Genomic DNA, 21,595 nt, shown 5'->3' with positions numbered 1-21,595 from the left:
ATCAACGAATGACCGTCACTTTCACTTTGGCGGCGTCGGCCACCTTCTTCCAGGCCTGATCGGCGGTGTAGGCGGGAACGCCTTCCCGTTTGGCGAGGGCAAGGCAGAAACGATCTCCCAGCGACAGCCCCGCTTCTGCAGTCAGCGCGCGCAGCGCGCCAGCCTCCCACGCCAGCGCCTCATCAGCGGCTACAACCCGCATCGGCAAGGCACCGAGCATCTCCCGCACTTCTTCAATCGGCGCGCCTAACCGGACAAAATGGCTAACGACCTCGGCCAGATTGAACGCACCGATCGCCGCATCCGTCAATACTCCAGCCACCTTCGCTCCTCCGCGCTCTCCCTTGAGCAGCGCAAGCACGGCGGACGCATCGAGGACGACCTTGCTCATTCGCCGCTCTCGGCGTGTCGGTCGGCGAGAAACGCTGTCACGGTCGCGTCTGGGTTGCCTTCGGTGTAGCGCTTGGCGATGGCCTGCGCCCGCGCCACCGCCTGCGAGACAGTGCGCAGAACGACGCCCGTTTCTGTTTCCTCGACGATGACCGAGCCGCCATTCTCCAAGCCAAGCCGCTTACGAATGTCGATGGGCAAACTCATGCGCCCATTGGGAGTTATGTTAACCTGGACCATTTTCACACCATCACGTCATCGAATGACATCAAGTGCCTTTTATGCCACAAATCTCGCTTGATGCCAATCCATTCAGATCCGACATTGTCTCGAGGGCTGGACCGTTCATGCAGCCAATGTCACTTATGTAATTAGCGATAAGACTGATTCCTGCTAAAAACATTCTGGCGTTTTAGGAGGGGGTTGGATACCTTCGAAAGGATCACTCAAGGACGAAAATCATGGTCGCTCGGTACAGCCTGCAATCCACCGTGAAGGGTGAAACGGATCCGGTGACGCTGATCATACATCAGACTGCGGATACGAATGAGCAGCTCGAACTGCTGCTGGCGGTCGAGGGCGCGAAAACCCTGAAGCTCGTTCCGGGTCGCGACCTGGACGGCGCGAAGATAATGATGCGCGCTGGAGCCTCGTTCAGTCGTCACCAGGGCGTCCGGCTCTCAAACGGCTTCAACGTTGTCGACCCATCAACCTGGCATCGCCAGGGCATCGGTACTGTCGCCCTCAACCTCATGGTCGATTGGGCGAAGCGTCACCATCCTGATGCTGACATCCGCCCAGTCGAGCTCAAGCGATACAAGCAGGATGTTGAAGACGACGATCCACGCCTGGCCTTCTATCGCCGGTTCAACCTTCAGTGGGATCTCGCGGATCAGGATGAGGATGCCGTGAATCTTCTATCGCTGCCTATGAAGGTGCGAGACCTTCAGGCAGTCCCACTTCCGTCGCGGTTGACACTATTGCCATGATGAACGGCGACGTCCCCCCCGCTCCTCCGCCTCCGGCAGAAGTAGCTGACGATCTCGAAGCTGTCCTCGCCGGTGCGATGGTCCTTCTCGATACCGTGGAGAGCCTCGAGCCTTACCTTCCGGATCTGACCGCCGACGACCGCGAGCGTGTCGATCGCTATGTAGGCCGTGCCTCGGCCGATGCCACGCTGCGCGCGTACAAGTCGGATTGGCGGCTGTTTTGCGCCTGGTGTCGCGAAAGTGGTTACCGGCCGCTGCCTGCCACACCTTCAACTGTGGCCGCGTTCCTTACATTGCTCGCCGAGACCGGATTTGTCCCCCTCGAACCACGACGGACCAAGACGGGCAAGGTTCTTCCGCGCAAAGCGCCATCTCCGCTTGGCAAGGCGACCATAGGCCGGCGGCTGGCTGCAATCGTGTTCGCCCATCGCGCAGCCGACCTGGAACCCCCGACCTCCCAGCCGGACGCCGCCCGGCTCGAAAAGGCGATGCGCGCGATCCGGCGGGAAAAGCGTGACGACCTCCCGGACAAGAAGCGCGCAGCCGATGGCGATGTGATGCGCGACATGCTCAGGAGCATCACCGGGGATGACCTGCGCGCCTATCGCGACCGCGCGCTGCTTGCGATCGGGATGGCAGGCGCCTTCCGACGCTCCGAGCTCGTTGAAGTAACAGTCGCCCGGGTGGCCGAAGATGCGCGCGGCCTTTTGATCCGGATTCCTTCCTCCAAGACCGATCAGGAGGGCGATGGCCAAACCGTGGCCATTCTGGATGGTCGCAGGCTCGAACCTGTCCACCATTATAATGCATGGATTGAAAAGGCGGGGATTTGCAGCGGTCCGGTGTTCCGCAAGCTCACGCCGCAGGGTCGTCTCACTGAAAAGTCGATGAGCGCGCAGGGCGTGGCCCTTGTGGTCAAGGCCGCAGCCGTAGCGGCCGGCTATCCGCCTGAATTGTTCTCTGGCCATTCGCTGAGGGCCGGCTTCCTCACCGAAGCGGGGCGGCAAAGCGCGAACCTGTTCAAGATGAAAGAGCATAGCCGCCACTCGTCGCTCGAGATGGTCGCCGAATATGTGCGGGACCATGAGCGGTTCCGCGAGCACGCGGGGGAAGGTTTTCTGTGACAGCACTCATCGTAACTGCAAACGGCCTGATCGGCCGTGAGCGAGAGTTAACCGAGGCAGAGCACTTGGCCTTGCGAAGCTATGGGGCGGATTCGACCTTTTTTCATGCGATCGCGCAGGGGCGCACCGAGGCACTGTCGCACAATCCGAACTTCGGCACGTTTTCATCCGGCGCGCGTGCAAAACGCGACGCCATCGACGCCGTTTTCTCAATGTCGCGCCTGTTGAGTGCGCAGACGCTCTGGTCGGGCCATGGCCATGGCTGGGGTGTTCGCGGCGCCCTGGAGGGGGCACCGGCCAGCTTTGTGGGCCTGCATTATCGTTATCCCGGATACATCTCGACATCGACGGAGCGAAGCTGGTGCGACGCATTCCTCGACAAGCGCAGCCGCAACCAGAGCCGCCCCACCATGCTGGAATTTCGGCTGCCGGCCGGCTCGCCTGCGATCGACATGCACGACGGCGCCGCTCAGGGGGAATTTGAGATCCTACTCCCGCGTGACACCCTGTTCTCGATCACCGACGCACAAATGCTACCGGGGGACCTTCTCCAGCTTATCCTGGAGCCTTGCGAGGCGCCGGTATGAGCGAGGATGACTGGCCTCGAGTCGACGATCAGGCGGGACCAAGGCGAGCCGAGGATATCGGTCCCACCGAGCTCACGGCAGCCCTTAACGCGCTCGCTGGTTTCAGCGACAATCCCTGGCTGGTCATGCAGGGTCAGCAACTGGAGCTGATCGACAATGTCCTCAACGGCATGGAGCGCGAAGTTCTGCGGCACATGCACGATGACGATCGACCGCTTGAGACGATGGCGCTTTTGACGGCTCTCTCGCCCATGTGGATCTACGCAGCTTACGAGTTGCTGCGGACGTGGCGCCAGCGGTGCGACGAAGTGGTCCGACTTGCGTCCAGCGGCGGCTTCGATCTGAAAGCAGCCCATCTGGAACGCGAGGTCAATTACCAGCACTACGATCGGGAGCTTCGCGCGCAGCAGCTCAGAATCGCCCGCGACAATCCCGAGCTTGTACAACGGATGCGCGATGATCTGGCGCGGACCGAGATGGGGTTCACGACGATCGAGTTTATCCGCATTGCCCTTGCCAAGCATGAGGTCAGCGGCAGCAAATCCAAGAACAAACCGATTGCCTTTGCGCCTGGGCTCGCGATGCCCAATCGCTACACAGGCAGCATGGAATATGAACTGAGCGTCGGCGGCTCAATCATAGGCTACCATACTCGCCGCGACCTCGCCGAAACGATCCGCTTCATGCCTACCACGCCGGTGCCGACCGCGGAAGAAATGAAGGATTTCCGGGAGTATATGCGACCTCCAGAGGTCGGCTGAGGCTTAAGCCGTCTTCCACTTGCCATTAAAAACTCGCCACCCGACCATGCCCGCTGCAACGCCCAGCATTCCACCGACGAGGTAAGCGCTCGGCGCATCATCCGGGACAAACAGCCCGCCGGCGACGTATCCACCAATAGTGGCGGTCCGAGTGACTGCGCCGTAGATTGCAGCAACCTTGCCATGTTGGGCCGGCGGACACTCGGATTGGAGCAACGTTCGCACGGCAACGTTGTGGATGCTGTTAGCCCCGCCGCCGGCGACGAACGCGATGGCGACGATCGCCAGTGTGCTTGGCGCTAGGCCGATCAGCAGCATGGTCGCCCCCATGACCCCAGCCGTCCCGAACGCTGTCGCTCCCAATCTGTTGCCGATGACGGTTTCGGCCATCGTCGCGCCAAGGAGCATCCCGGCGGCCCAGAGGGCGGTAAGCACGCCAAATGCAACAGGCCCGCTCTTCAGCGTCATCATCACCAGGAAAACGAAAGCGACGTCAGCAATTGCCGTGGCAAAAACCTCCAGGCTCAGCGCGCCCGTGACCACCATAATTCTTCGATTACCGAGTAATGGGCGGTAGTCGGCGAACAGATCAGGCTCTGCCGCTTCTTCCTTCTGGGGTCTGCGGCGCAGGCCACTCATAGCTACGATGCAGCACAAAACGGCAAAGCTGGTGGCATCGACCATAAGTGCGTTGCTGGCCCCGATCCAACCGATTAGGATTCCACCTGCGACCGGACCTGCCAGCATGCCCAAACTACGGACGATTTCGAGATAGCTGTTCGCGCGCGCCAGCGTCATGCCGAGCGCGCCGGAAAGGACCGGAATGAGCGCAAAGGTGGCGGCACTGCTGATTGTGAACAGCAGGCTCAGAACCGCCGCACCGACGAGGGTCATCGGCGGGATAGCTGCGACGATCGCGATCACGACTGCCTGCAGTGCCGAGACGACGATCAGCACCAGAGCTGCGTCCCTGCGATCTATCAGCCGCCCCGCCCAAGGGGCGGCGATCAGGCCGGGAAGCAGCTCCGCGATGAGCAGGGTTGGGACGCCATATGCCGATGAACCTTCGGCGGTCCGAAACATAAGCGTGAGAAGCGTAATTTCATCGCCGATGGTGGAAACCGTGAGCGCAGCGAGTACCAGCCATCCCCACCCCTGCCGGAACTCCAAGGCCATTGATGCACTCCCCCTCTACCGTTCCGTCCGTCTTGGCCTTCCCTGATAAGCTCTCTACCATCGGCGTCCCCCAATCCGCGACGATGTTCAGTGAATTACCGGAGAGCACAGAGGACTTCAGGGTCGATGACGCAGGCGGCCAATTCCGACAGAGGCCGGGGCCGGTAACGCACTTCCCGATGAAGGCTCTTCAAGATCCGCGATAATCGGGCAGTCTGGACGGTCATCGCCGGCGCAGCAACTCACCAGCCCCTGCAACGTATCGACCATCTGGTTGAGCCCCTTGATGCGGTCCTGCAGCTCGAAAATATGCGACTGCGCAATCCGCTTGACGTCGGCGCTGTGGCGCGACCGGTCGCGCCACAGGTTGAGGAGCTCGTTGATCTCCGTCACCGCGAACCCAAGGTCCCGCGCGCGTCGGATGAAACGGAGCATGTTGACGTCGCCCGGTGAATAGTCCCGATAACCTGAATCCCGGCGATCCGCCTTTGGAATGAGGCCAGTCTGCTCATAGTAGCGGATCATCTTAGCGGAGACGCCGGACGCCTTGGCTGCTTGGCCGATGTTCATCGCCCCGCTCCCTTTTCAAGCGTGCCAGTCGATCCCTCCGGGGGTTGGAATCCCCGAAGCCGCAGCGAATTACCGAGGACGAACACGCTCGACATTGCCATCGCGCCGGCAGCAAACACCGGTGACAGCAGGATGCCCCAGATCGGCCATAAAGCACCGGCAGCGACCGGGATGAGCGCCGTATTATAGGCGAAGGCCCAGAAGAGGTTCTGGCGGATGTTCCCGATCGTGGCACGAGAGAGCGCGATCGCCGACGCCACGCCGTTGAGGTGGCCCGACATCAGCACGACGTCGGCAGCCTCGATGGCGATGTCCGTGCCCGTGCCGACCGCAATCCCGACGTCTGCCTCGGCAAGCGCCGGTGCATCGTTGATGCCGTCACCGATGAAGGCGAGGCGACCATATTCTGCTTTCAGGCGGCGTACGGCCTCGACCTTTCCGTCAGGCAGGACTTCAGCGACAACCTCGTCGATGCCCAACTGGCGCGCGATCGCCTGGGCGGTGTGCTGATTGTCGCCGGTGATCATCGCAACCTTCAGGCCGAGACCGTGAAGAGCGGCAATGGCCGCAGGGGTCGTTTCCTTGATGGGATCAGCCACAGCGATGACGGCTGCAAGCTTGCCATTGATCGCTGCATAGAGGGGCGACTTGCCTTCAGCGGCCAGGCGTGATGCTGTCTTGGCGAAAGCGGTGACGTCCAGACCAAGCTCGCGCATGTAGCGATCCGCCCCGATTTCGACCCGATCGCCAAGCACCTCGGCGCGAACACCGCGCCCGGTCAGGGATTCAAAGTTGGCCACCTCAGCGAGACTAAGCTTCTCGGCAAGAGCGGCGTCGACAATAGCGCGGGCAATCGGATGTTCGGACTTGTCCTCTACTGCCGCAATCCGGGCGAGAACGGCCGACCGGTCGAAGCCGAGCGTGACCTGCAAGTCCGTCAGCGCAGGTCGGCCTTCGGTCAGCGTGCCGGTCTTGTCGACGGCGACGACCTTGGCATCACGCAGCAGCTGCAGCGCTTCTCCCTTGCGGAACAGAATGCCCAGTTCAGCTCCCCGCCCGGTGCCAACCATGATGGCTGTAGGCGTCGCCAGACCCATCGCGCAGGGGCAGGCAATGATGAGGACCGCGACCGCATTGACCAGCGCGAAGGTCAAGGCCGGGGACGGACCGAATACCAGCCAGGCGCCGAACGTGAGCGCGGCCACCGCCATGACAGCGGGCACGAACCACATCGTCACCTTGTCCACGAGCGCCTGGATCGGCAGCTTCGATCCTTGCGCCTGCTCGACCATGCGAATGATCTGGGACAGCATGGTGGCATCGCCGACTGCCGTTGCGCGGAATGCCAGAGCCCCCTTCTGGTTGACAGTGCCCCCGACGAGGCTCGCCCCTTCCGCTTTCCTGGCCGGAATTGGCTCACCGGTGATCATGGATTCATCGACGTAGCTTTCGCCCTCGATAACCTCGCCGTCGACAGGGATCCGTTCACCGGGCCGAACTTCGATGATGTCGCCCGCAACGACGTCTGCGACGGCAACTTCGACCGTACCGTCGGCACGGCGTACGCGCGCTGTTTTGGCCTGGAGGCCAACGAGACGCTTGATCGCCTCGGACGTGCGCCCTTTTGCCCTCGCCTCCAGATAGCGGCCGAGCAGGATCAACGCGATGATGACCGCTGCCGCCTCATAATAGACGTTCACTGTCCCTGGCGGGAGAAGCGTCGGAGCGAAAGTGGCAACAAGCGAATAGCCATATGCCGCCAGCGTGCCGACCGCGACGAGCGAGTTCATGTCCGGAGCGAGCCGGATCAGGGCCGGGAGGCCTTTCTGGTAGAAACGAAAGCCTGGAATTGCGAGCACGAGGGTCGTCAGCGCGAACTGAATGTACCAGCTCGTCTGCATGCCGATCGACATCGCAATGTACATATGGACGCTGGGAATGAGGTGAGACCCCATTTCCATGAGAAAGACCGGGAGAGCGAGGATCACCGCGATGGTGAGATCGCGCTTGAGCAGCTTGCGCTCCTCTTCCTTTCGATCGTCGCCGTCATCGGCATCGGCGGCCTTCGCGGCCAGAGGTTTTGCTTCATACCCCGCGCCAGCGATGGCAGCGATCAGCGACTTTGCGTCAGCCGCGCCGCGGATCGTGGCGCGCTCGGTCGCCAGATTGACGCTCGCTTCCACCACACCCGGCACGGCCTTGAGCGCACGCTCGACGCGCCCGACGCATGACGCACAGGTCATGCCGAGCACGGTAAGTTCTGTGGTTTCTGCTGGCACCGTATAGCCCGCCGACTCGACCGCTTTTACCAGCTCGGACCGATTGACCGGGCCTCCCGTCGTGATGCTTGCCCGCTCGGTTGCGAGATTGACGTTGACCGCGCTCACGCCTTCGATCTTGCCGATTGCGCGTTCGACGCGGCCCACGCACGACGCGCAGGTCATACCCTCGATGGGCAGGGTGATTGTCGAAACATCTGTTTCGATGGGGGATTTTTCGGCCAGCATGTTCCGCTTCCTCGATTCTCGCGAACTTGACCAACCCCATGTGAGGCTTCCCATCATTGGAAGGTCAAGGTTCAAGTTTTTTTGGCCGGGCGGGTTGACCTTCCAACGATGGCAAGCCCCATTTCTTACGGGACGAACTCGAATTTTGAGGAGAATCCCGATGCAGTTCCACGTCCAGGACATGACCTGCGGATCGTGCGTCCGGCACATCAACGAGGCGATCGGCAAGGTCGATCCTGCGGCCACTGTCGAGGCCGATACCGTGTCGCGCACCATTTCCGTGACCACCACCGCAAGCCAGGAAGATATCCAGAAGGCGCTGGCGGACGATGGCTATCCGACCACTTTGGTCGAAAGCGCCGAGGAGGTGCAGTCGTGAAGCACGAAGGACATAGCGAGCATCAGGCCGAAGGCCTGTCGGATAACCCTGTCATTCGCGATTATCAGGTCGCAAATAACCGCATGCATGCGGACATGGCGATTGAGTTCAGCGGGGACGCTGACCTCGATTTCCTGCGCGGCATGATCCCGCACCATCAAGGCGCGATCGACATGGCCCGCGTCGTTCTCGATCACGGCTCCGATCCCGAAGTGAGCAAATTGGCGCAGGCCATCATCGATGCGCAGGAGAAAGAAATCGCGCTCATGAAGAAGTGGCTCGCTGACCGTAGCCAGTAAGCCGCGCATCCCTATGGCCGGCCTCCTCTGGGCTGCCCCCCAGTCCCCCTGAGCCCTTGGGTCGGCCAGGTGGCTGGGTGTTGATCAACGCAACACCCAGCCATGGGTGCGCCTCGGTATCCAACAATGGAGCCGAGGCGCATTTGCATCCGCCACAGTTGATGAGTTGCAACGAACACACTGCTGAAAGGACGTCTGATGAATGTGACCGTAGGAGCCATCATGCTGGCCTTGGGCGTCGGCATCATCCTTTGGACCAATCAACGAGCGTTCAATCGGCGCAATGTCGCAGGCGTGCAGGAATTCAACTCCTACGGCCATGCCCTCCTGATCCGGACGCTCGAACGGATCGGCAGGCTTGTGGCATGGCTCTTGATGCTCGTCGGCGCCGGATCGCTGTTTGTTTACTTTATGACCGGTCGCGGTTGATGCCCGGTCGGGGGCCAAGGCCTGCCTTGTCGAAGGCCACTGGGCTGCGATCATAGCTGGGTATTCGAAAGCCCCGCGAACGCGGGAGCTGCCAGCGACATCAGGCGTCCACGATCAGAACCTCACCGGATATGAACCCTTCGACCGACCGTTGAAATGCCTTCCCCACGAGCGCGCCCGGAACCGGCTCGAAGCCCGGCATCATGGCACCATAGACGTCCCACGCCTCCTCGAGGACGGTCGGATTGACCACGTTGATCCGTATGCCGCGCGGCATTTCGTGCGCGACGCAGCGCACGAATGTGTCGATCGCGCCGCTGGTCGTCGCATCCGCGATCGCCTCGGGAACGGGCTTGATATTCAAGATCCCGGAAATGAGGGTAAACGAGCCGCAGTCAGCGACATAGTCACAGCCTACACGCACCAGGTTGATCTGCCCGAGCAGCTTGCTTTCGATGGTTACGCGCCATTGATCATCGGTCATGGTCACGAAGGGCGCGTACTCGCAGTGGCCAACGGCGCAGATCACGGCATCGACTTGTCCGACCTTTTCAAACAGCGCTCGGATAGATGCCGTGTTGGTAATGTCCACTTGGTGATCGCATGTCGAGCCAGAGCGGCTGGCGGTCACGACGTCGTGGTGGGCGAGGCCTTTGAGCGCAGCCTGTCCCATGAGGCCGTTAGCCCCAACGATGAGAATCTTCATTGTCGTTGTCTTTCCCGGGTCGATTTTGCGCCGTCAGAGGCCGAGGCGAAAATCCGAAATGCTGGTCTTGGTCAGGGTCAGGTCCCGGAACTGGGTCACAGATCCCTTGCCCTGCGGCGATTGCGCGCTCACGCCCACCCACAGCTTCTGAGGATAGTCATTTTTGAACAAGCGGATCAGCTGCCAGCTCTTCTGGTCCGTCGAATAGTAGAACCCGACCGTTTTCGTATCCGAAGAGATTTTCATCCAGACATTCGGCGCTGTCACAACATCATGATTGTTGTCATCGGAGGTGTCGTTCGTGCGGACGCTGACGATGCGAACCCGTCCCCGCTCATCACGCTCCATCGCCATTTTGAGCCAGTGGGCATTCTGAGGGGCCGCAAGATCTGAAATCCTGCCTCGTGATCCAGCCTGCATGCCTCGGTCAGCTTTTCGCACAACTTGACGGCGGCCTCGATATCCTCGGCCTCCTCGATCCGCGACCCGATTTCAATGCTTGCAGCTTTGATCGCGGCGACATTCTTTGAAACAGAAGCACGCATGATTTTCCTCCACATAAATAAATCTGCAAATTCAGAGGAATTGCCCACGAGCGCGAAGCGCATGCTGTGTACCATTAGGTCCGGAATCCGGACTGCTTTCGGCGGGGGCTCTGTGCTAAGAGGGCCGCATGACCGGATATGGACAATTCTGCTCGATGGCCCGCGCCCACGAGGCTTTGGGTGGCCGCTGGACGCTTCTGATCGTCCGCGAAATTCTGTCAGGCAGCCGCCGTTTCAACGACATTCGCCGAGGCATTCCGCGTATTTCTCGCACCGTTTTGTCAGAACGGTTGCAAGCCCTCGTGTTCATTGGAGCGATCGAGAGAGCCGACGGAGCTCACGGCCCAGAATACACCCTCACGCAGGCAGGGCAGGAGTTGATGACCCTGGTGGGGGCGCTTGGCACATGGGGACAGCGCTGGCTGACGCGCGACCCGGTAGATGAGGATCTCGACCTTGAGCCGCTGCTGGTCGACATGCAAAGGCGAGTTAATTTCGAGGCTCTTCCCAAGGAGCCGCTAGTGGTGCGCTTCGAGGTTCGCGGCCATCGGCAACGCTTCATGCTGCTGAAGAAGACCGAAGCGTCGCTCTGCCACCAAAATCCCGGCTTCCCGGAACCTGTCTGCGTTCGTGGCCCTCTGCATGCGCTTGTGGCCTGGTGGCGCGGTGACATGAGCTTTGTCGGCGCCCAAAGACTGGGATTGGCGGTCGAAGGTCAGAAGGCACTCGCGCGTGCTTTTCCCAAGTGGTTCGATCTGTATCGTTTCGCTCATGTTGAGCCGGTTGTCCGCGAGGGTGTGACGACGGGCTCGGCTTTGTCGGAGGCGACGGCATGACGTTGAAGATCGTCCGCTTGGGCGAACCTCGCACCCCGCGGGAAGGAACGCGGATTGGCACCGTCCGGCGACCGCCCCGCGGTGTTCGCAAGGAGAACTATGCCAACGAGGATTGGTTCGACGTCTGGTATCCTGACCTCTCGCCCAGTGCCGAGTTGATGGCGCAAGGCAAGGCTGTGGTCACTGACCAGGAATGGGCCACCTTTGTCCGCGCTTTCAAAGCGGAGATGGGTGCGCCGATGCCATCGCGCACCCTTGATCTGCTGGCGGCCCTTTCGCACGACGCCGACCTGTCGGTCGGATGCTATTGTGAGGACGAGGCTCGCTGTCACCGTTCCGTTCTGCGTGACCTCCTGAACGATCGAGGCGCGAACATCCGATAGCTCACGACAGTCGCCGGCGGCAGGTCCGGATTCCATACCCCATCGCGATTAGGGATCCACCTATACGGCTTCTCGTTCACATCTGCGACGAGAGGCGTGCTGTATGACGGCCCATCTGCTCATTCTCTACCCGATCCCCAAGGACGCAGAGGAGTTCGATCGCGCATATCGCGAAGAGCATTTGCCCTTTGCCGGTCCCAAGCTCGTCGGCGCGACCGGGGTCGCCACCAAGCGTGTGGTTGGTCCGGCTTTCGCGCCGCCGCCTTATCACCTGATGTCCGACGTAAGTTTCCCGACCCTCAATGCACTGATGTCCCCCGTCAGCACCAATGGCACAGATTTGAGGTTGTGAATTAAGGAGGGTTGGGGCTTCGTCGCAGTGACGAAGGAACGAAGATGAAGCCCCAACCCTCCATGAAAAAATCGCCCGCCAAGGCCCCTGCTGAGCGGGTGGTGAAGGACATCCGGCGGCAGACGCGGCGGCACTTCTCAGCTGAGGACAAGATCCGCATTGTGCTGGATGGCCTGCGCGGCGAGGACAGCATCGCCGAGCTGTGCCGCAAGGAAGGCATTGCGCAGAGCCTGTATTACGTGTGGTCGAAGGAGTTCATGGAGGCCGGCAAGCGCCGCCTGGCCGGCGACACCGCCCGTGCCGCAACGACCGGCGAAGTGCAGGATCTGCGCCGTGAGGCCCGTGCCCTGAAGGAATGCGTGGCCGACCTGACGCTCGAGAACCGTCTGCTGAAAAAAAGCATGATCGCGGATGGGGGCGACGAAGAATGAGGTATCCCGCTTCCGAAAAGCTCGAGATCATCCGGATCGTCGAGCAGTCGCACCTGCCTGCCAAGCGGACGCTGGACCAACTCGGCATCGCCCGCCGGACCTTCTACCGCTGGTATGATCGCTTCCTGGAAGGCGGACCGGAGGCGCTGGAGGATCGGCCGTCGGCGCCAAGCCGAGTGTGGAACCGCATCGGCGACGACATCCAGGACCAGATCGTTGAGATGGCGCTGGATTACAGCGAGTTATCACCGCGCGAGCTGGCCGTGCGGTTCACCGACGAGAAGCGTTACTTCGTGTCGGAAGCCACGGTTTACCGCCTGCTCAAGGCCCACGATCTGATCACCAGTCCGGCCTATGTCGTGATCAAGGCCGCCGATCAGTTCCACACCAAGACCACCCGACCGAATGAGATGTGGCAAACCGATTTTACCTACTTCAAGATCATCGGCTGGGGCTGGATGTATCTGTCGACCGTGCTCGATGACTTCTCCCGCTACATCATCGCCTGGAAACTGTGCACCAACATGCGGGCTGAGGACGTGACCGACACGCTGGACCTCGCGCTCGCTGCCTCCGGCTGCGACAGCGCCAAGGTGCTGCACAAGCCGCGGCTGCTCAGCGACAACGGGCCCAGCTACATCGCGGGCGAACTGGCCGAATATATCGAGGCCAATAAGATGAGCCATGTGCGCGGCGCCCCGATGCACCCGCAAACCCAGGGCAAGATCGAGCGCTGGCACCAGACCCTGAAGAACCGCATCCTGCTGGAAAACTACTTCCTGCCCGGCGACATCGAAGCTCAGATCGAGGCCTTCGTCGAGCACTACAACCACCAGCGCTACCACGAGAGCCTGGCCAATGTGACACCTGCCGACGCCTACTTCGGCAGGGCGCCGGCCATCATCAAACAGCGTGAAAGGATCAAGCAACAGACCATCGAACATCGGCGCTTGCAGCACCGCAAGCTCGCCGCCTAATATCAACACCCAGACGAGGCCCGCACTCCGCTAATCTACGCCGCGAGTTGTGCCGAATGTTCTGACGACGGACAGACGAGAGCGTCGTGCCCTTCACATGACCGTAGGAGACGTCGAGCGTGGCGTTGATGGTATCGCTCAGTTCATATTTAAGAGCGCCATAGAGACTGTAGCGCTCGACCGGCACCTTCAGCAGCAGGCTGGACAGGAACGGATTGAAGCCGTGCCCATCGCCGCCGATCATGAAGAGAGGGCCGGCGAACTGGCCATAGTTGAACTTGGTCGGCGTCCCGCTGGCGGTGAAGGTCGTGCCGCGCAGCGGATCGAGCGCGACATTGCTAAAAACCGGTTGGCCCGCTGCGTTTAGGGAGCGGTTGATGAGACCGGTTGGCGACATGGTCGAGACGTGGACGTCCGATGTGATGATGCTGGAAGGCTGGCCCGCCGTGCCAGCCGGCGTATTGCCGACAATCGAGCGTTCCTGGGCGCACCATGCACGCGCCTGGTAGCAACCGCCCAAGCCGTCATTGTTTTCATACTCCGCCGAGACGACGAATTGGCCGCGTTCGCCGAGCGCCGTGCCGTAGGTCAGGCTGGCGAACTGGTTGAAATCGTCGCCGCGTTCGGAAAGCCCGAGCTGGAAGTCCGCCTTGAGGCCGGTGAACTTCCGATCGAGGATGAAGTTCACGACACCCGCGACGGCGTCAGAGCCGTAGACCGCCGAGGCGCCGCCCGTAACAACCTCAGTGCGCTGGATGAGTCCGGAAGGGATGAGGTTGATGTCGACGGTGCCCTCACCCGTGCTCGGCACGAAGCGGCGGCCATCGACCAGCACCAGCGTACGCTTGGCTTCAAGGGAGCGCAGGTCGAGCTGGCGCGAGCCGACATTGCCGCCCGCCGCCTGCACATTGCTGGGCGAGCTGGATGCACGAAAGCTGGGCAGCTGGTTGAGCCCATCTGCCACGTTTGTGACATTGAGCGCCTGCATTTGATCATTGCCAACCACCGTGACCGGTGTTGGCGTATCGAAACCCGAGCGGGCGATGCGTGAGCCCGTAACGACGATTGCTTCGGCCGCGTCCTCTCTCTCAGAAGGAGGTGTCACGGCCCTGTCCGCCGCCGGCTTTTCCTGGGCGTATGTGGCGCTGGACCAGGCCAGGCCCGCGCTCAATGCGAATAGGCTAAGACCACAAGCCTTCAAGCGATGCGATGCATTCCACACCATAGTTCGTCTCCTCTCCCTGAAATTGTTCGCGTTGCGATATCTTTTGGCTCTCGTTGCAACGGCGTGACCTGGAATAAGTGCCCGACACTAAGCTCGAAGATCGGGGTGCGATCTTCGAAATTGTCCGTTTCCAAAATGCACTGCAGGCTGTTTGACCGGCGCTCTTTCCATATAGTGTATATGCACTATAGTCTGATTAGGCAACATCGATCCCCGAGCTGACAGTCACCTGCCAGGACGGCCAGTCTCAACCCGGCTCAGGAAATTCACACGATATGAGCTGGTTACGGCGCCCAATGCAGCGTCGGTAGGCGACGAGCACCTCAAATCAGGTCCGGATTCCGTACCCCAGATGCAGCGATGAACAGCCTAATCGGTTGCCCAACGACATAGTCCCGACTGGGAGGCGAGGGCGGTGCCCGCTTCCGTTTGGCGACGGACGAACCTGGGAGTCCCGCATCATGAAATTCTATCTTTTTCCGCCCTCACCCAACGTCCGGAAGGTCAATGCGGTCATCGCGCATCTTGGGATCGGCGACCTCGATCGTCAGCTCGTCAACATGGCCAAGGGCGAGCATAAGCAACCGGCGTTTCTTGCCATCAATCCTATGGGAAAAGTGCCGGCGTTGGCCGACGGCAACGGATTGCTGCTGTGGGAATCGAACGCCATTTGTCAGTTCCTTTGTGAGCGCCATGGCGACACCGCCCTCTATCCGCGTGATCTCAAGGCGAGGGCAGACATTGCGCGCTGGCTCTTCTGGGAAGCCTCAGCCTGGTCGCAGCCGGTCGGAATCCTGACTCACGAAAACGTCCGCAAGCCTATGATGGGGATCGGTGAGCCCGACCCCGAGCGCGTCAGGCAGGGTGAGGAACTGTTCCGGCCGCTTGCGCAACTGCTCGACGATCATCTCGCCGAGCGGCCGTTCCTTGTGGGCGATGCCGTCACGCTGGCGGATTTTGTCGTGGGCGGCGCGGCGACCTACATGGAGCGCGGCCGCTTTCCGATTGCCGAATATCCGCACCTTCAGACCTGGTGGGCGCGCCTCAACCAGGTGCCGGCCTGGAAGGACACCGTTCCCAGCTCACAGCTGCCGGCCTGACGTCCGCATCAAAGGGAGAACCGACATGAAAGCCGAACTCGCGCCGCTGGTTTGGGTTAGCATTTTCACGGCCCTGCTTTGGGTGCCTTATGTCCTAAATCGCATGGTCGTGGCCGGGATCGGCGCGACCGTGGGCAATCCGTCTGATCCGCCGGCACCACTGTCGCCTTGGGCGCGCCGCCTCCGCGCTGCGCATGCCAATGCGATTGAAAATCTGGTGGTGTTCGCCGCCCTCGTTCTTGCGGCTGAGCTTTCGAGCATCAGCACACCCATAATCGTGGCCGCGGGCTGGCTCTATCTCTGGTCGCGCATTTTGCACGCCGTGATCTATGCGCTGGGCATTCCGTGGCTCCGCACAATCGCTTTCACGGGTGGCTTCGTCGCCCAGATGATGGTCGCATGGGCATTGGTGACGGCATGATCTTCGATCCGATCCAGATTCAGCCCATCCCGGTGCTGAATGACAATTACATCTGGCTGTTCCATGATGGACGCCATGCCGTGGTCGTCGATCCGGGTGTAGCCGCTCCGGTGATACAGGTGCTCGACGGACTGGGGCTCGATCTGTCCGCAATCCTGCTGACGCACCTGCACTATGATCACAACCTGGGCGTTCCCGAGTTGCTCGAGCGGTGGTCCGTGCCGGTGATCGGTCCGCACCTCAATGAGCATGACCGTGTGTCACATCCGCCGTTTCCCAAGCCGGGCACCGTGCCTCTCGACTGCGTCACCCATGTGGTAGGCGAGGGCGATACTGTCATGCTCGATGGGCTCTCGATGACCATGGACGTTCTTGCGGTTCCTGGCCACACCAAGGGTCATATCGTCTTCCACCAGCCCAAACGCCATTGGCTGTTCAGCGGCGACACTTTGTTCGGCGGGGGCTGCGGGAAGGTATTCGGTGGATCCATGCAGGCCATGATTGACTCGTTGGATCGATTGGCGGGCCTGCCCTCGGAAACGCAGATCTTTTGTGCCCATGAGTACACGCTTTCGAACCTGCGCTTTGCGCTTGCCGTAGAGCCTATGAACAAGGAGCTGGCGGCTCGGTTTGAAGCTGACTCGCATAAACGGGACCGGGGGCTCCCAACCCTGCCGTCAACCATAGGATTGGAGCGCGCCACGAATCCCTTTCTGCGCGTGACGGCACAGGAGGTGCTGAAGTCCCTTAGGGATCAGCGCGGAATATATGCTGCGACGCGTGTCGAGAGTTTCGAGGCGCTTCGCACTTGGAAAAACGAGTTCAAGGCGTGAGCGTCCCACCAGACTTGCAAGAAGCGCTGAGGCGGGAGGTCGGTGTGCATCTTGCTCACCGGATGCCGGATTTGCGTGGGGCCTTGAGCCGCACCTTCTCCTGGCGCTCTGTCACGCGGTCGCTTGTCGTCGCGGTGGTCGTAGGCACTGTCGTGAACGGTATCAACCAGGGGCCGGAAATGCTGGCCGGCCACTGGCCCGTGATATGGAAGCTGGCGCTCACCTATCTCGTGCCGTTTTTCGTGGCCAGCTACGGCAGCTACGCCGCATTCAGGAGCGCGCGATAGTATGGTCGGCGCGACGCCCGTGCTTGACATGAGCCGCTTCCGGCATAGTGCATATGCACTTGCTTGGAGCAGCCATGATCAGTTCACTTCAACTCATCAATACCTGCGCCTGCACTAGATTGCGCACCGCAGCCCGCCTTGTCACGCGAGCCTATGATGACGCGTTGCGACCATCTGGCATCAATGCTTCGCAGCTTGCCATCATGGCGGCGATCGATGTCAGTGAGGCCGGCTCGATTTCCGAGCTGTCCAATCGGCTGGCCGTGGATCGGACCACGCTCAGTCGCAATTTGAAGCCTCTGGAAAGCGCGGGATATGTCCGCTTGGGCGATGAAGGTTGGAAGCGTAGCAAAACCGTGCACATGACGGCCGAGGGACAGCGGGTTTTGACGGAAGCGAAGATCCTTTGGAGCGCTGCGCAAGCGGACTTTCTCGATCGCGTCGGTGCGGCCGAATGGCAGGGTATCGAGCGGGGACTCAAGAGAATTGCAGAGCTTTACTGAAAGCCGAGCTTCAAAAGCATTGTAATTTATATAGTGTATATACACGTCATATTCGGTGTCAGGATTGTCGCCGCTCCATGATGAGGAAACGAAAAAATGTTCGATCATAGTTCCCAGGAGATGGAGCTGCGGCGTCAGTCGACAGCGCTGGTCTTCACCGACCTTCACAATGATTTCCTGTCGCCCGACGGCAAAGCCTATGGACTGATCCAGGAGAGCCTGGAACGCAACAACACGGCTGAGAATATCGAAAGCCTGCTTCGTGCCGCCAAGAAAGTCGGCATGAAGGTCTTCGTCTCGCCCCATTATTATTATGCCCATGATCACAGGTGGGTCGCCCCGACGACGCCGATCGAAGACCTGGCGCACAGGATCGGTCTGTTGGGCCGGAGCGGAATGTTCACGCTCGAGGGCTTTGAGGGTTCCGGCGCTGATTTCCCGGAGCGCTACAAACCCTATCTCCAGGATGAGAACACGATCGTGACCAGCCCTCACAAGGCTTATGGCGCGTCGACCAACGACATGATCCTGCAGCTGCGGCGCTATCGGATCGAGCAGATCATTCTTGCAGGGCCAGTCGGCAATCTCTGTGTCGAGGCGCATATGCGCGACTTCATCGAGCACGGCTTTGAAGTGGCCATGGTCCGCGATGCGACGGCGGGCGCGCGCAACGCGGAGGGCGACGGCTACGAAGCGGCCATGATCAACTGGCGCTTTCTCGCTCATGCGCTCTGGACGACCGCGGAAGCGGTTGCGCGGATTGAACGGACTGCGCCCGAGCCATCCCGCGACTTCTGGCACAGTGGCTGATGCGGGTTTGCCAACATGTCACACGGCTGCGGGCCGTCCCCTTTGATGCCCGCAAATTTCAAAGAAGGAGAATGGATGGTGAGTGAAGGAAACACCCATAAGGGGAGCTGCTTCTGCGGTTCGGTTGAGCTTGAAGTTGCTGGCGATCCTGTGGCTGCCGGTTATTGCCACTGTGAATCCTGCCGGCAGTGGTCGGCGGGACCGGTAAACGCCTTTACCCTTTGGCCTCCCCAGGCGGTGAAGGTCACGAGCGGTGCTGAGCACATCGATGGCTTCAACAAGACGCCGAACAGCACGCGCAAATGGTGCACCAAGTGCGGCGGGCACTTGTTCACCGAGCATCCTACCATGGGCGTTACCGACGTCTATGCGGCGATCATCCCCGGCTTCCCGTTCCAGCCCGGCGTGCATGTGAACTATCAGGAAACCGTCCTGCGCATGCATGACGGCCTGCCAAAGCTGAGGGATTACCCCAAGGAAATGGGCGGCTCCGGCGAGGTTCTCCCCGAGTAATCGGACTATTTCGGCGGCTGCGGTGCAAGTGGCATCGCAGCCGCTTTCCTCGAGCGTGCCAATGACGAGCGACGGCCGGAATTGGCTGACGGTCAGCTTTCTGCGAACAGCAGTGGGCTCTGTTGCAAAGATTGGCGGCAGTCAGAGGTAGGCTGTCGCTCTGCGCCGATCAGGCGGCTGCTGCGAAATGGTGGTTGAGCATGCCCATGGCCTCCGTCAGCGCCGAGGGCCCAATGCCAAAAGCTCTCTCCACAAGGCGCACCTCGCCCCTGATGCCGGGCTGCAGGCACCAGGGGCGAGCCTGTCCTTTGCGCAGGGCTCGCATGACTTCGAATCCCTTGATCGTGGCATAGGCCGTGGGGATCGATTTGAAACCGCGCACCGGCTTGATCAGTATCTTGAGCTTTCCGTGATCGGCCTCGATCACGTTATTGAGATACTTCACCTGCCGGTGGGCCGTCTCCCGGTCCAGCTTTCCTTCGCGCTTCAATTCGGTGATCGCTGCACCATAGCTCGGCGCTTTGTCGGTATTGAGCGTGGCAGGCTTTTCCCAGTGCTTCAGGCCTCGCAGGGCCTTGCCCAGGAACCGCTTCGCTGCCTTGGCGCTGCGGGTCGGCGACAGGTAGAAATCGATCGTGTCGCCCCGCTTGTCGACTGCCCGGTACAGGTAGGTCCACTTGCCCCGCACCTTGACGTAGGTTTCATCCAGGCGCCAGCTCGGATCAAAGCCACGCCGCCAGAACCAGCGCAGCCGCTTCTCCATCTCCGGGGCGTAGCACTGGACCCAGCGATAGATCGTCGTATGGTCGACCGAAATGCCGCGTTCCGCCAGCATTTCCTCAAGGTCGCGATAGCTGATCGGATAGCGACAATACCAGCGCACCGCCCACAGGATCACATCACCCTGGAAATGGCGCCACTTGAAATCCGTCATCGTTCCGTCCGTCCAATCTCCGCCAAGCATGCTCAAGCTTCACGATTTTTGCAACAGAGCCCGTCAGGACGCAAAGCTCATAGCTGATCCGGTTTACCCGCCCATCGTCATCAATGACGGAACTGCGCCATCGCGCTGGAATCACCTCATCGATCGGAACATCCTGCAATGGCACGAAGCGGCATCCGCCATCCACCTTGCTCCTGATCCAGTCGAGGGCCGCCAGGACCGGCCGCCACACCGCGTTGTTCGACCGGAACTCAAGTACGGAAAGCAGGCTTGGCAGCATGCGCCGGTAATGATTGGCCCAGGAACCACGCATCACCTTGTAGATGCGCCGGTCCAGAGCGCCCTTCGCATGGCTCTCCTTGACGATCGCCGCCAGCTTGGCCTTACCGGCGATCGGGAAAATGACATCGCAGATGCGCCCCGATGGTTCATTGATCGAGGCGCTGGCGATCTCGACCAGCAGGCGCTCCTTTCCATAGACCCGCTCGATGTCTTTCGCGATATCGCCCACCACCTTGCGTTTCGAGCGCGTTCCGATCTTGTGAACGGTTTCGATCAGCAGGTCGATCATCGCGTCAGTGAGTTGCGCCTCCCGCGACATTAGATAAATCGCATAAAGGCCGAGCTGTCGCGCCGGCGCATGCCGGCGCATCTCCGAGGCCTTTTCACCGGCAACGCGGCGAACAATCTGATCGACCCATGGCTTGCCCGTAGCCGTCAGGAGATCATGGGGAAGATCAAGTCTCTGGATAAAGGCGAGTTTCTCGGTCACGTCGAGAATGTTGTCGAGCGTTGCCTGTCCGGCGTCACCCTTCATCCTGTTGAATCCGGTCGAGCTGTCCGGATCGGCAAGCGAGGCTTCCAATAACGCCACCGCATCTGACGAAAGCCGATCACTGGCTCCGATCAGCCAGGTGTCCAGATAATCTTGCCGTTGTGAGCGAACGACACGTTCAAGCTCCTTGCGCGACGGCCCATAAATACGCCGGTCCCGGCACCACAGGAAAACATGCTCAAGCATGGCATTGATCGACTGGCCGCCCGGGCACAGCTCGCCAGCAATCCATTCCGTCAATTGCGCGCGATCCACCCGCTTCATGCGGTGATATCCAAGATGGATCAGGATCTCCGCACAATGCCGTCGTGCTGTCCGACTGGAAAAGTCATAACCGGCTATCTCGCCAGCCTCGACACCGAGTTGCTCGGCCAGATACGAGAGGCCATCGGTAGGGATTGAGCCGGGATCGATCGCGAAAAACCCCAGGGAAGCGAAGAATTTCAGCTGTGCGGCGAGGCCAAGGCGCGTCAGGGCCGGCTTCGAATTTACAAAATCAATATCGGCAAAGCTCAGGCTCCATCGTCCGATCAAATCCCCGCCCGGAATACTCCGATCCATCAACCCACTCCCTATGATGGAGCGAACTGTCCTCTTCTATGATTTCCATCGTCAATACCGAATGCCACGTTCCCAAAACGTTCTCCGACTTGGCCAAAATCGCAGCTTGGGGCCGACTGGGCC

Annotated in this window: 28 protein-coding genes; 18 read left to right on the top strand and 10 right to left on the bottom strand. The window is 60.6% G+C overall.

Going from position 1 to position 21,595, the window contains the following annotated elements:
- Nucleotide 1: 1 nt before the first annotated feature.
- Both RLDS_RS30810 and RLDS_RS30805 read right to left on the bottom strand, forming a co-directional pair.
- Nucleotides 2-391: a type II toxin-antitoxin system VapC family toxin gene (locus RLDS_RS30810; RefSeq protein WP_020819859.1), complete on the bottom strand. Its 390-nt coding sequence runs from the start codon at nt 389-391 to the stop codon at nt 2-4.
- Nucleotides 388-630 carry an AbrB/MazE/SpoVT family DNA-binding domain-containing protein gene (locus RLDS_RS30805; RefSeq protein WP_029986519.1) on the bottom strand — a complete coding sequence of 81 codons (243 nt, stop codon included), beginning with the start codon at nt 628-630 and terminating at the stop codon, nt 388-390. The genes RLDS_RS30810 and RLDS_RS30805 overlap by 4 nt, the downstream gene beginning before the upstream one ends.
- Before the next feature lie 221 nt (nt 631-851).
- Here RLDS_RS30805 and RLDS_RS30800 point away from each other — a divergent pair, with 221 nt between their 5' ends.
- Genes RLDS_RS30800 through RLDS_RS30785 form a run of 4 tightly spaced genes read left to right on the top strand, consistent with a single transcriptional unit; the run spans nt 852 to nt 3,851 of the window.
- A complete protein-coding gene (locus RLDS_RS30800; RefSeq protein WP_020819857.1) occupies nt 852-1,379 on the top strand; it encodes a GNAT family protein in 528 nt (175 codons plus the stop codon).
- Nucleotides 1,376-2,503, top strand: coding sequence for a tyrosine-type recombinase/integrase (locus tag RLDS_RS30795; RefSeq protein ID WP_021224428.1), 1,128 nt, complete (start codon nt 1,376-1,378; stop codon nt 2,501-2,503). The genes RLDS_RS30800 and RLDS_RS30795 overlap by 4 nt, the downstream gene beginning before the upstream one ends.
- Nucleotides 2,500-3,090 (top strand): ADP-ribosyltransferase, encoded by a 591-nt coding sequence (locus RLDS_RS30790; protein WP_080993660.1) that lies wholly within the window; start codon nt 2,500-2,502, stop codon nt 3,088-3,090. Before RLDS_RS30795 ends, RLDS_RS30790 begins: the two co-directional genes overlap by 4 nt.
- Nucleotides 3,087-3,851: a hypothetical protein gene (locus RLDS_RS30785; protein WP_020819854.1), complete on the top strand. Its 765-nt coding sequence runs from the start codon at nt 3,087-3,089 to the stop codon at nt 3,849-3,851. The genes RLDS_RS30790 and RLDS_RS30785 overlap by 4 nt, the downstream gene beginning before the upstream one ends.
- Before the next feature lie 3 nt (nt 3,852-3,854).
- Here the strand turns inward: RLDS_RS30785 and RLDS_RS30780 are convergent, their stop codons facing one another.
- From RLDS_RS30780 to RLDS_RS30770, 3 genes are all read right to left on the bottom strand, one after another.
- Complete coding sequence (locus RLDS_RS30780) at nt 3,855-5,027, bottom strand: MFS transporter (protein WP_020819853.1); 1,173 nt, start codon at nt 5,025-5,027, stop codon at nt 3,855-3,857.
- Nucleotides 5,028-5,144: 117 nt separating this feature from the next.
- Entirely contained in the window at nt 5,145-5,597 is a 453-nt protein-coding gene (gene cueR / locus RLDS_RS30775) for a Cu(I)-responsive transcriptional regulator (protein ID WP_020819852.1), read from the bottom strand.
- Nucleotides 5,594-8,104, bottom strand: coding sequence for a heavy metal translocating P-type ATPase (locus RLDS_RS30770; protein ID WP_020819851.1), 2,511 nt, complete (start codon nt 8,102-8,104; stop codon nt 5,594-5,596). The genes cueR and RLDS_RS30770 overlap by 4 nt, the downstream gene beginning before the upstream one ends.
- Nucleotides 8,105-8,264: 160 nt before the next feature.
- On the opposite strand from RLDS_RS30770, the gene RLDS_RS30765 reads away from it, so the two are divergent.
- The 3 genes from RLDS_RS30765 (at nt 8,265) to RLDS_RS30755 (ending at nt 9,211) form a co-directional block, all read left to right on the top strand.
- Entirely contained in the window at nt 8,265-8,483 is a 219-nt protein-coding gene (locus tag RLDS_RS30765) for a heavy-metal-associated domain-containing protein (RefSeq protein WP_020819850.1), read from the top strand.
- Nucleotides 8,480-8,782, top strand: coding sequence for a CopM family metallochaperone (gene copM, locus RLDS_RS30760; RefSeq protein WP_020819849.1), 303 nt, complete (start codon nt 8,480-8,482; stop codon nt 8,780-8,782). The genes RLDS_RS30765 and copM overlap by 4 nt, the downstream gene beginning before the upstream one ends.
- Before the next feature lie 198 nt (nt 8,783-8,980).
- Entirely contained in the window at nt 8,981-9,211 is a 231-nt protein-coding gene (locus tag RLDS_RS30755; protein WP_020819848.1) for a hypothetical protein, read from the top strand.
- 100 nt (nt 9,212-9,311) lie between these two features.
- Here RLDS_RS30755 and RLDS_RS30750 read toward each other — a convergent pair whose 3' ends face one another.
- Both RLDS_RS30750 and RLDS_RS30745 read right to left on the bottom strand, forming a co-directional pair.
- Complete coding sequence (locus tag RLDS_RS30750; RefSeq protein ID WP_021224427.1) at nt 9,312-9,917, bottom strand: short chain dehydrogenase; 606 nt, start codon at nt 9,915-9,917, stop codon at nt 9,312-9,314.
- A 33-nt stretch (nt 9,918-9,950) separates the two neighbouring features.
- Nucleotides 9,951-10,337: a DUF1349 domain-containing protein gene (locus RLDS_RS30745; RefSeq protein ID WP_084511065.1), complete on the bottom strand. Its 387-nt coding sequence runs from the start codon at nt 10,335-10,337 to the stop codon at nt 9,951-9,953.
- 253 nt (nt 10,338-10,590) lie between these two features.
- Here RLDS_RS30745 and RLDS_RS30740 point away from each other — a divergent pair, with 253 nt between their 5' ends.
- The 4 genes from RLDS_RS30740 to RLDS_RS30720 all read left to right on the top strand — a co-directional run bounded on the left by RLDS_RS30740 (nt 10,591) and on the right by RLDS_RS30720 (nt 13,441).
- Nucleotides 10,591-11,298 (top strand): winged helix-turn-helix transcriptional regulator, encoded by a 708-nt coding sequence (locus RLDS_RS30740; RefSeq protein WP_021224424.1) that lies wholly within the window; start codon nt 10,591-10,593, stop codon nt 11,296-11,298.
- Nucleotides 11,295-11,681 carry a DUF488 domain-containing protein gene (locus tag RLDS_RS30735; protein ID WP_020819843.1) on the top strand — a complete coding sequence of 129 codons (387 nt, stop codon included), beginning with the start codon at nt 11,295-11,297 and terminating at the stop codon, nt 11,679-11,681. The genes RLDS_RS30740 and RLDS_RS30735 overlap by 4 nt, the downstream gene beginning before the upstream one ends.
- A gap of 103 nt (nt 11,682-11,784) precedes the next feature.
- Nucleotides 11,785-12,033, top strand: coding sequence for an EthD family reductase (locus RLDS_RS54415; RefSeq protein WP_020819842.1), 249 nt, complete (start codon nt 11,785-11,787; stop codon nt 12,031-12,033).
- A gap of 62 nt (nt 12,034-12,095) precedes the next feature.
- A protein-coding gene (locus tag RLDS_RS30720; protein WP_408021063.1) for an IS3 family transposase occupies nt 12,096-13,441 on the top strand; the annotation gives its coding sequence in 2 pieces (ribosomal slippage) (nt 12,096-12,426 and nt 12,426-13,441; 1,347 coding nt in all).
- Here the strand turns inward: RLDS_RS30720 and RLDS_RS30715 are convergent.
- Nucleotides 13,386-14,666, bottom strand: a complete 1,281-nt coding sequence (locus RLDS_RS30715; protein WP_084511063.1) for a TonB-dependent receptor plug domain-containing protein — start codon at nt 14,664-14,666, stop codon at nt 13,386-13,388. The two genes, RLDS_RS30720 and RLDS_RS30715, sit on opposite strands and share 56 nt — an antisense overlap.
- 461 nt (nt 14,667-15,127) lie before the next feature.
- Here RLDS_RS30715 and RLDS_RS30710 point away from each other — a divergent pair, with 461 nt between their 5' ends.
- The 7 genes from RLDS_RS30710 (at nt 15,128) to RLDS_RS0127565 (ending at nt 19,133) form a co-directional block, all read left to right on the top strand.
- Entirely contained in the window at nt 15,128-15,766 is a 639-nt protein-coding gene (locus RLDS_RS30710; RefSeq protein ID WP_020819838.1) for a glutathione S-transferase family protein, read from the top strand.
- A gap of 25 nt (nt 15,767-15,791) precedes the next feature.
- Entirely contained in the window at nt 15,792-16,187 is a 396-nt protein-coding gene (locus RLDS_RS30705; protein ID WP_020819837.1) for an MAPEG family protein, read from the top strand.
- Nucleotides 16,166-17,020 carry a hydroxyacylglutathione hydrolase gene (gene gloB, locus RLDS_RS30700; RefSeq protein WP_020819836.1) on the top strand — a complete coding sequence of 285 codons (855 nt, stop codon included), beginning with the start codon at nt 16,166-16,168 and terminating at the stop codon, nt 17,018-17,020. Before RLDS_RS30705 ends, gloB begins: the two co-directional genes overlap by 22 nt.
- Nucleotides 17,017-17,307, top strand: a complete 291-nt coding sequence (gene nrtS, locus RLDS_RS30695; RefSeq protein WP_201767457.1) for a nitrate/nitrite transporter NrtS — start codon at nt 17,017-17,019, stop codon at nt 17,305-17,307. The genes gloB and nrtS overlap by 4 nt, the downstream gene beginning before the upstream one ends.
- A gap of 53 nt (nt 17,308-17,360) precedes the next feature.
- Nucleotides 17,361-17,810, top strand: coding sequence for a MarR family winged helix-turn-helix transcriptional regulator (locus tag RLDS_RS57360; protein ID WP_025160765.1), 450 nt, complete (start codon nt 17,361-17,363; stop codon nt 17,808-17,810).
- Nucleotides 17,811-17,906: 96 nt separating this feature from the next.
- Complete coding sequence (locus RLDS_RS30685) at nt 17,907-18,620, top strand: isochorismatase family protein (RefSeq protein ID WP_020819833.1); 714 nt, start codon at nt 17,907-17,909, stop codon at nt 18,618-18,620.
- Between the two features lie 75 nt (nt 18,621-18,695).
- Nucleotides 18,696-19,133, top strand: coding sequence for a GFA family protein (locus RLDS_RS0127565; RefSeq protein WP_201767456.1), 438 nt, complete (start codon nt 18,696-18,698; stop codon nt 19,131-19,133).
- Between the two features lie 169 nt (nt 19,134-19,302).
- Here RLDS_RS0127565 and RLDS_RS30680 read toward each other — a convergent pair whose 3' ends face one another.
- Both RLDS_RS30680 and RLDS_RS30675 read right to left on the bottom strand, forming a co-directional pair.
- A complete protein-coding gene (locus RLDS_RS30680; protein WP_001389365.1) occupies nt 19,303-20,067 on the bottom strand; it encodes an IS6-like element IS6100 family transposase in 765 nt (254 codons plus the stop codon).
- A complete protein-coding gene (locus RLDS_RS30675; protein ID WP_021224421.1) occupies nt 20,033-21,472 on the bottom strand; it encodes a DUF4158 domain-containing protein in 1,440 nt (479 codons plus the stop codon). Before RLDS_RS30675 ends, RLDS_RS30680 begins: the two co-directional genes overlap by 35 nt.
- Nucleotides 21,473-21,595 lie beyond the last annotated feature (123 nt).

It is taken from the genome of Sphingobium lactosutens DS20 (genome assembly GCF_000445105.1).
GTDB lineage: Bacteria > Pseudomonadota > Alphaproteobacteria > Sphingomonadales > Sphingomonadaceae > Sphingobium > Sphingobium lactosutens.
This window is presented reverse-complemented; position numbering and strand designations above follow the sequence as displayed.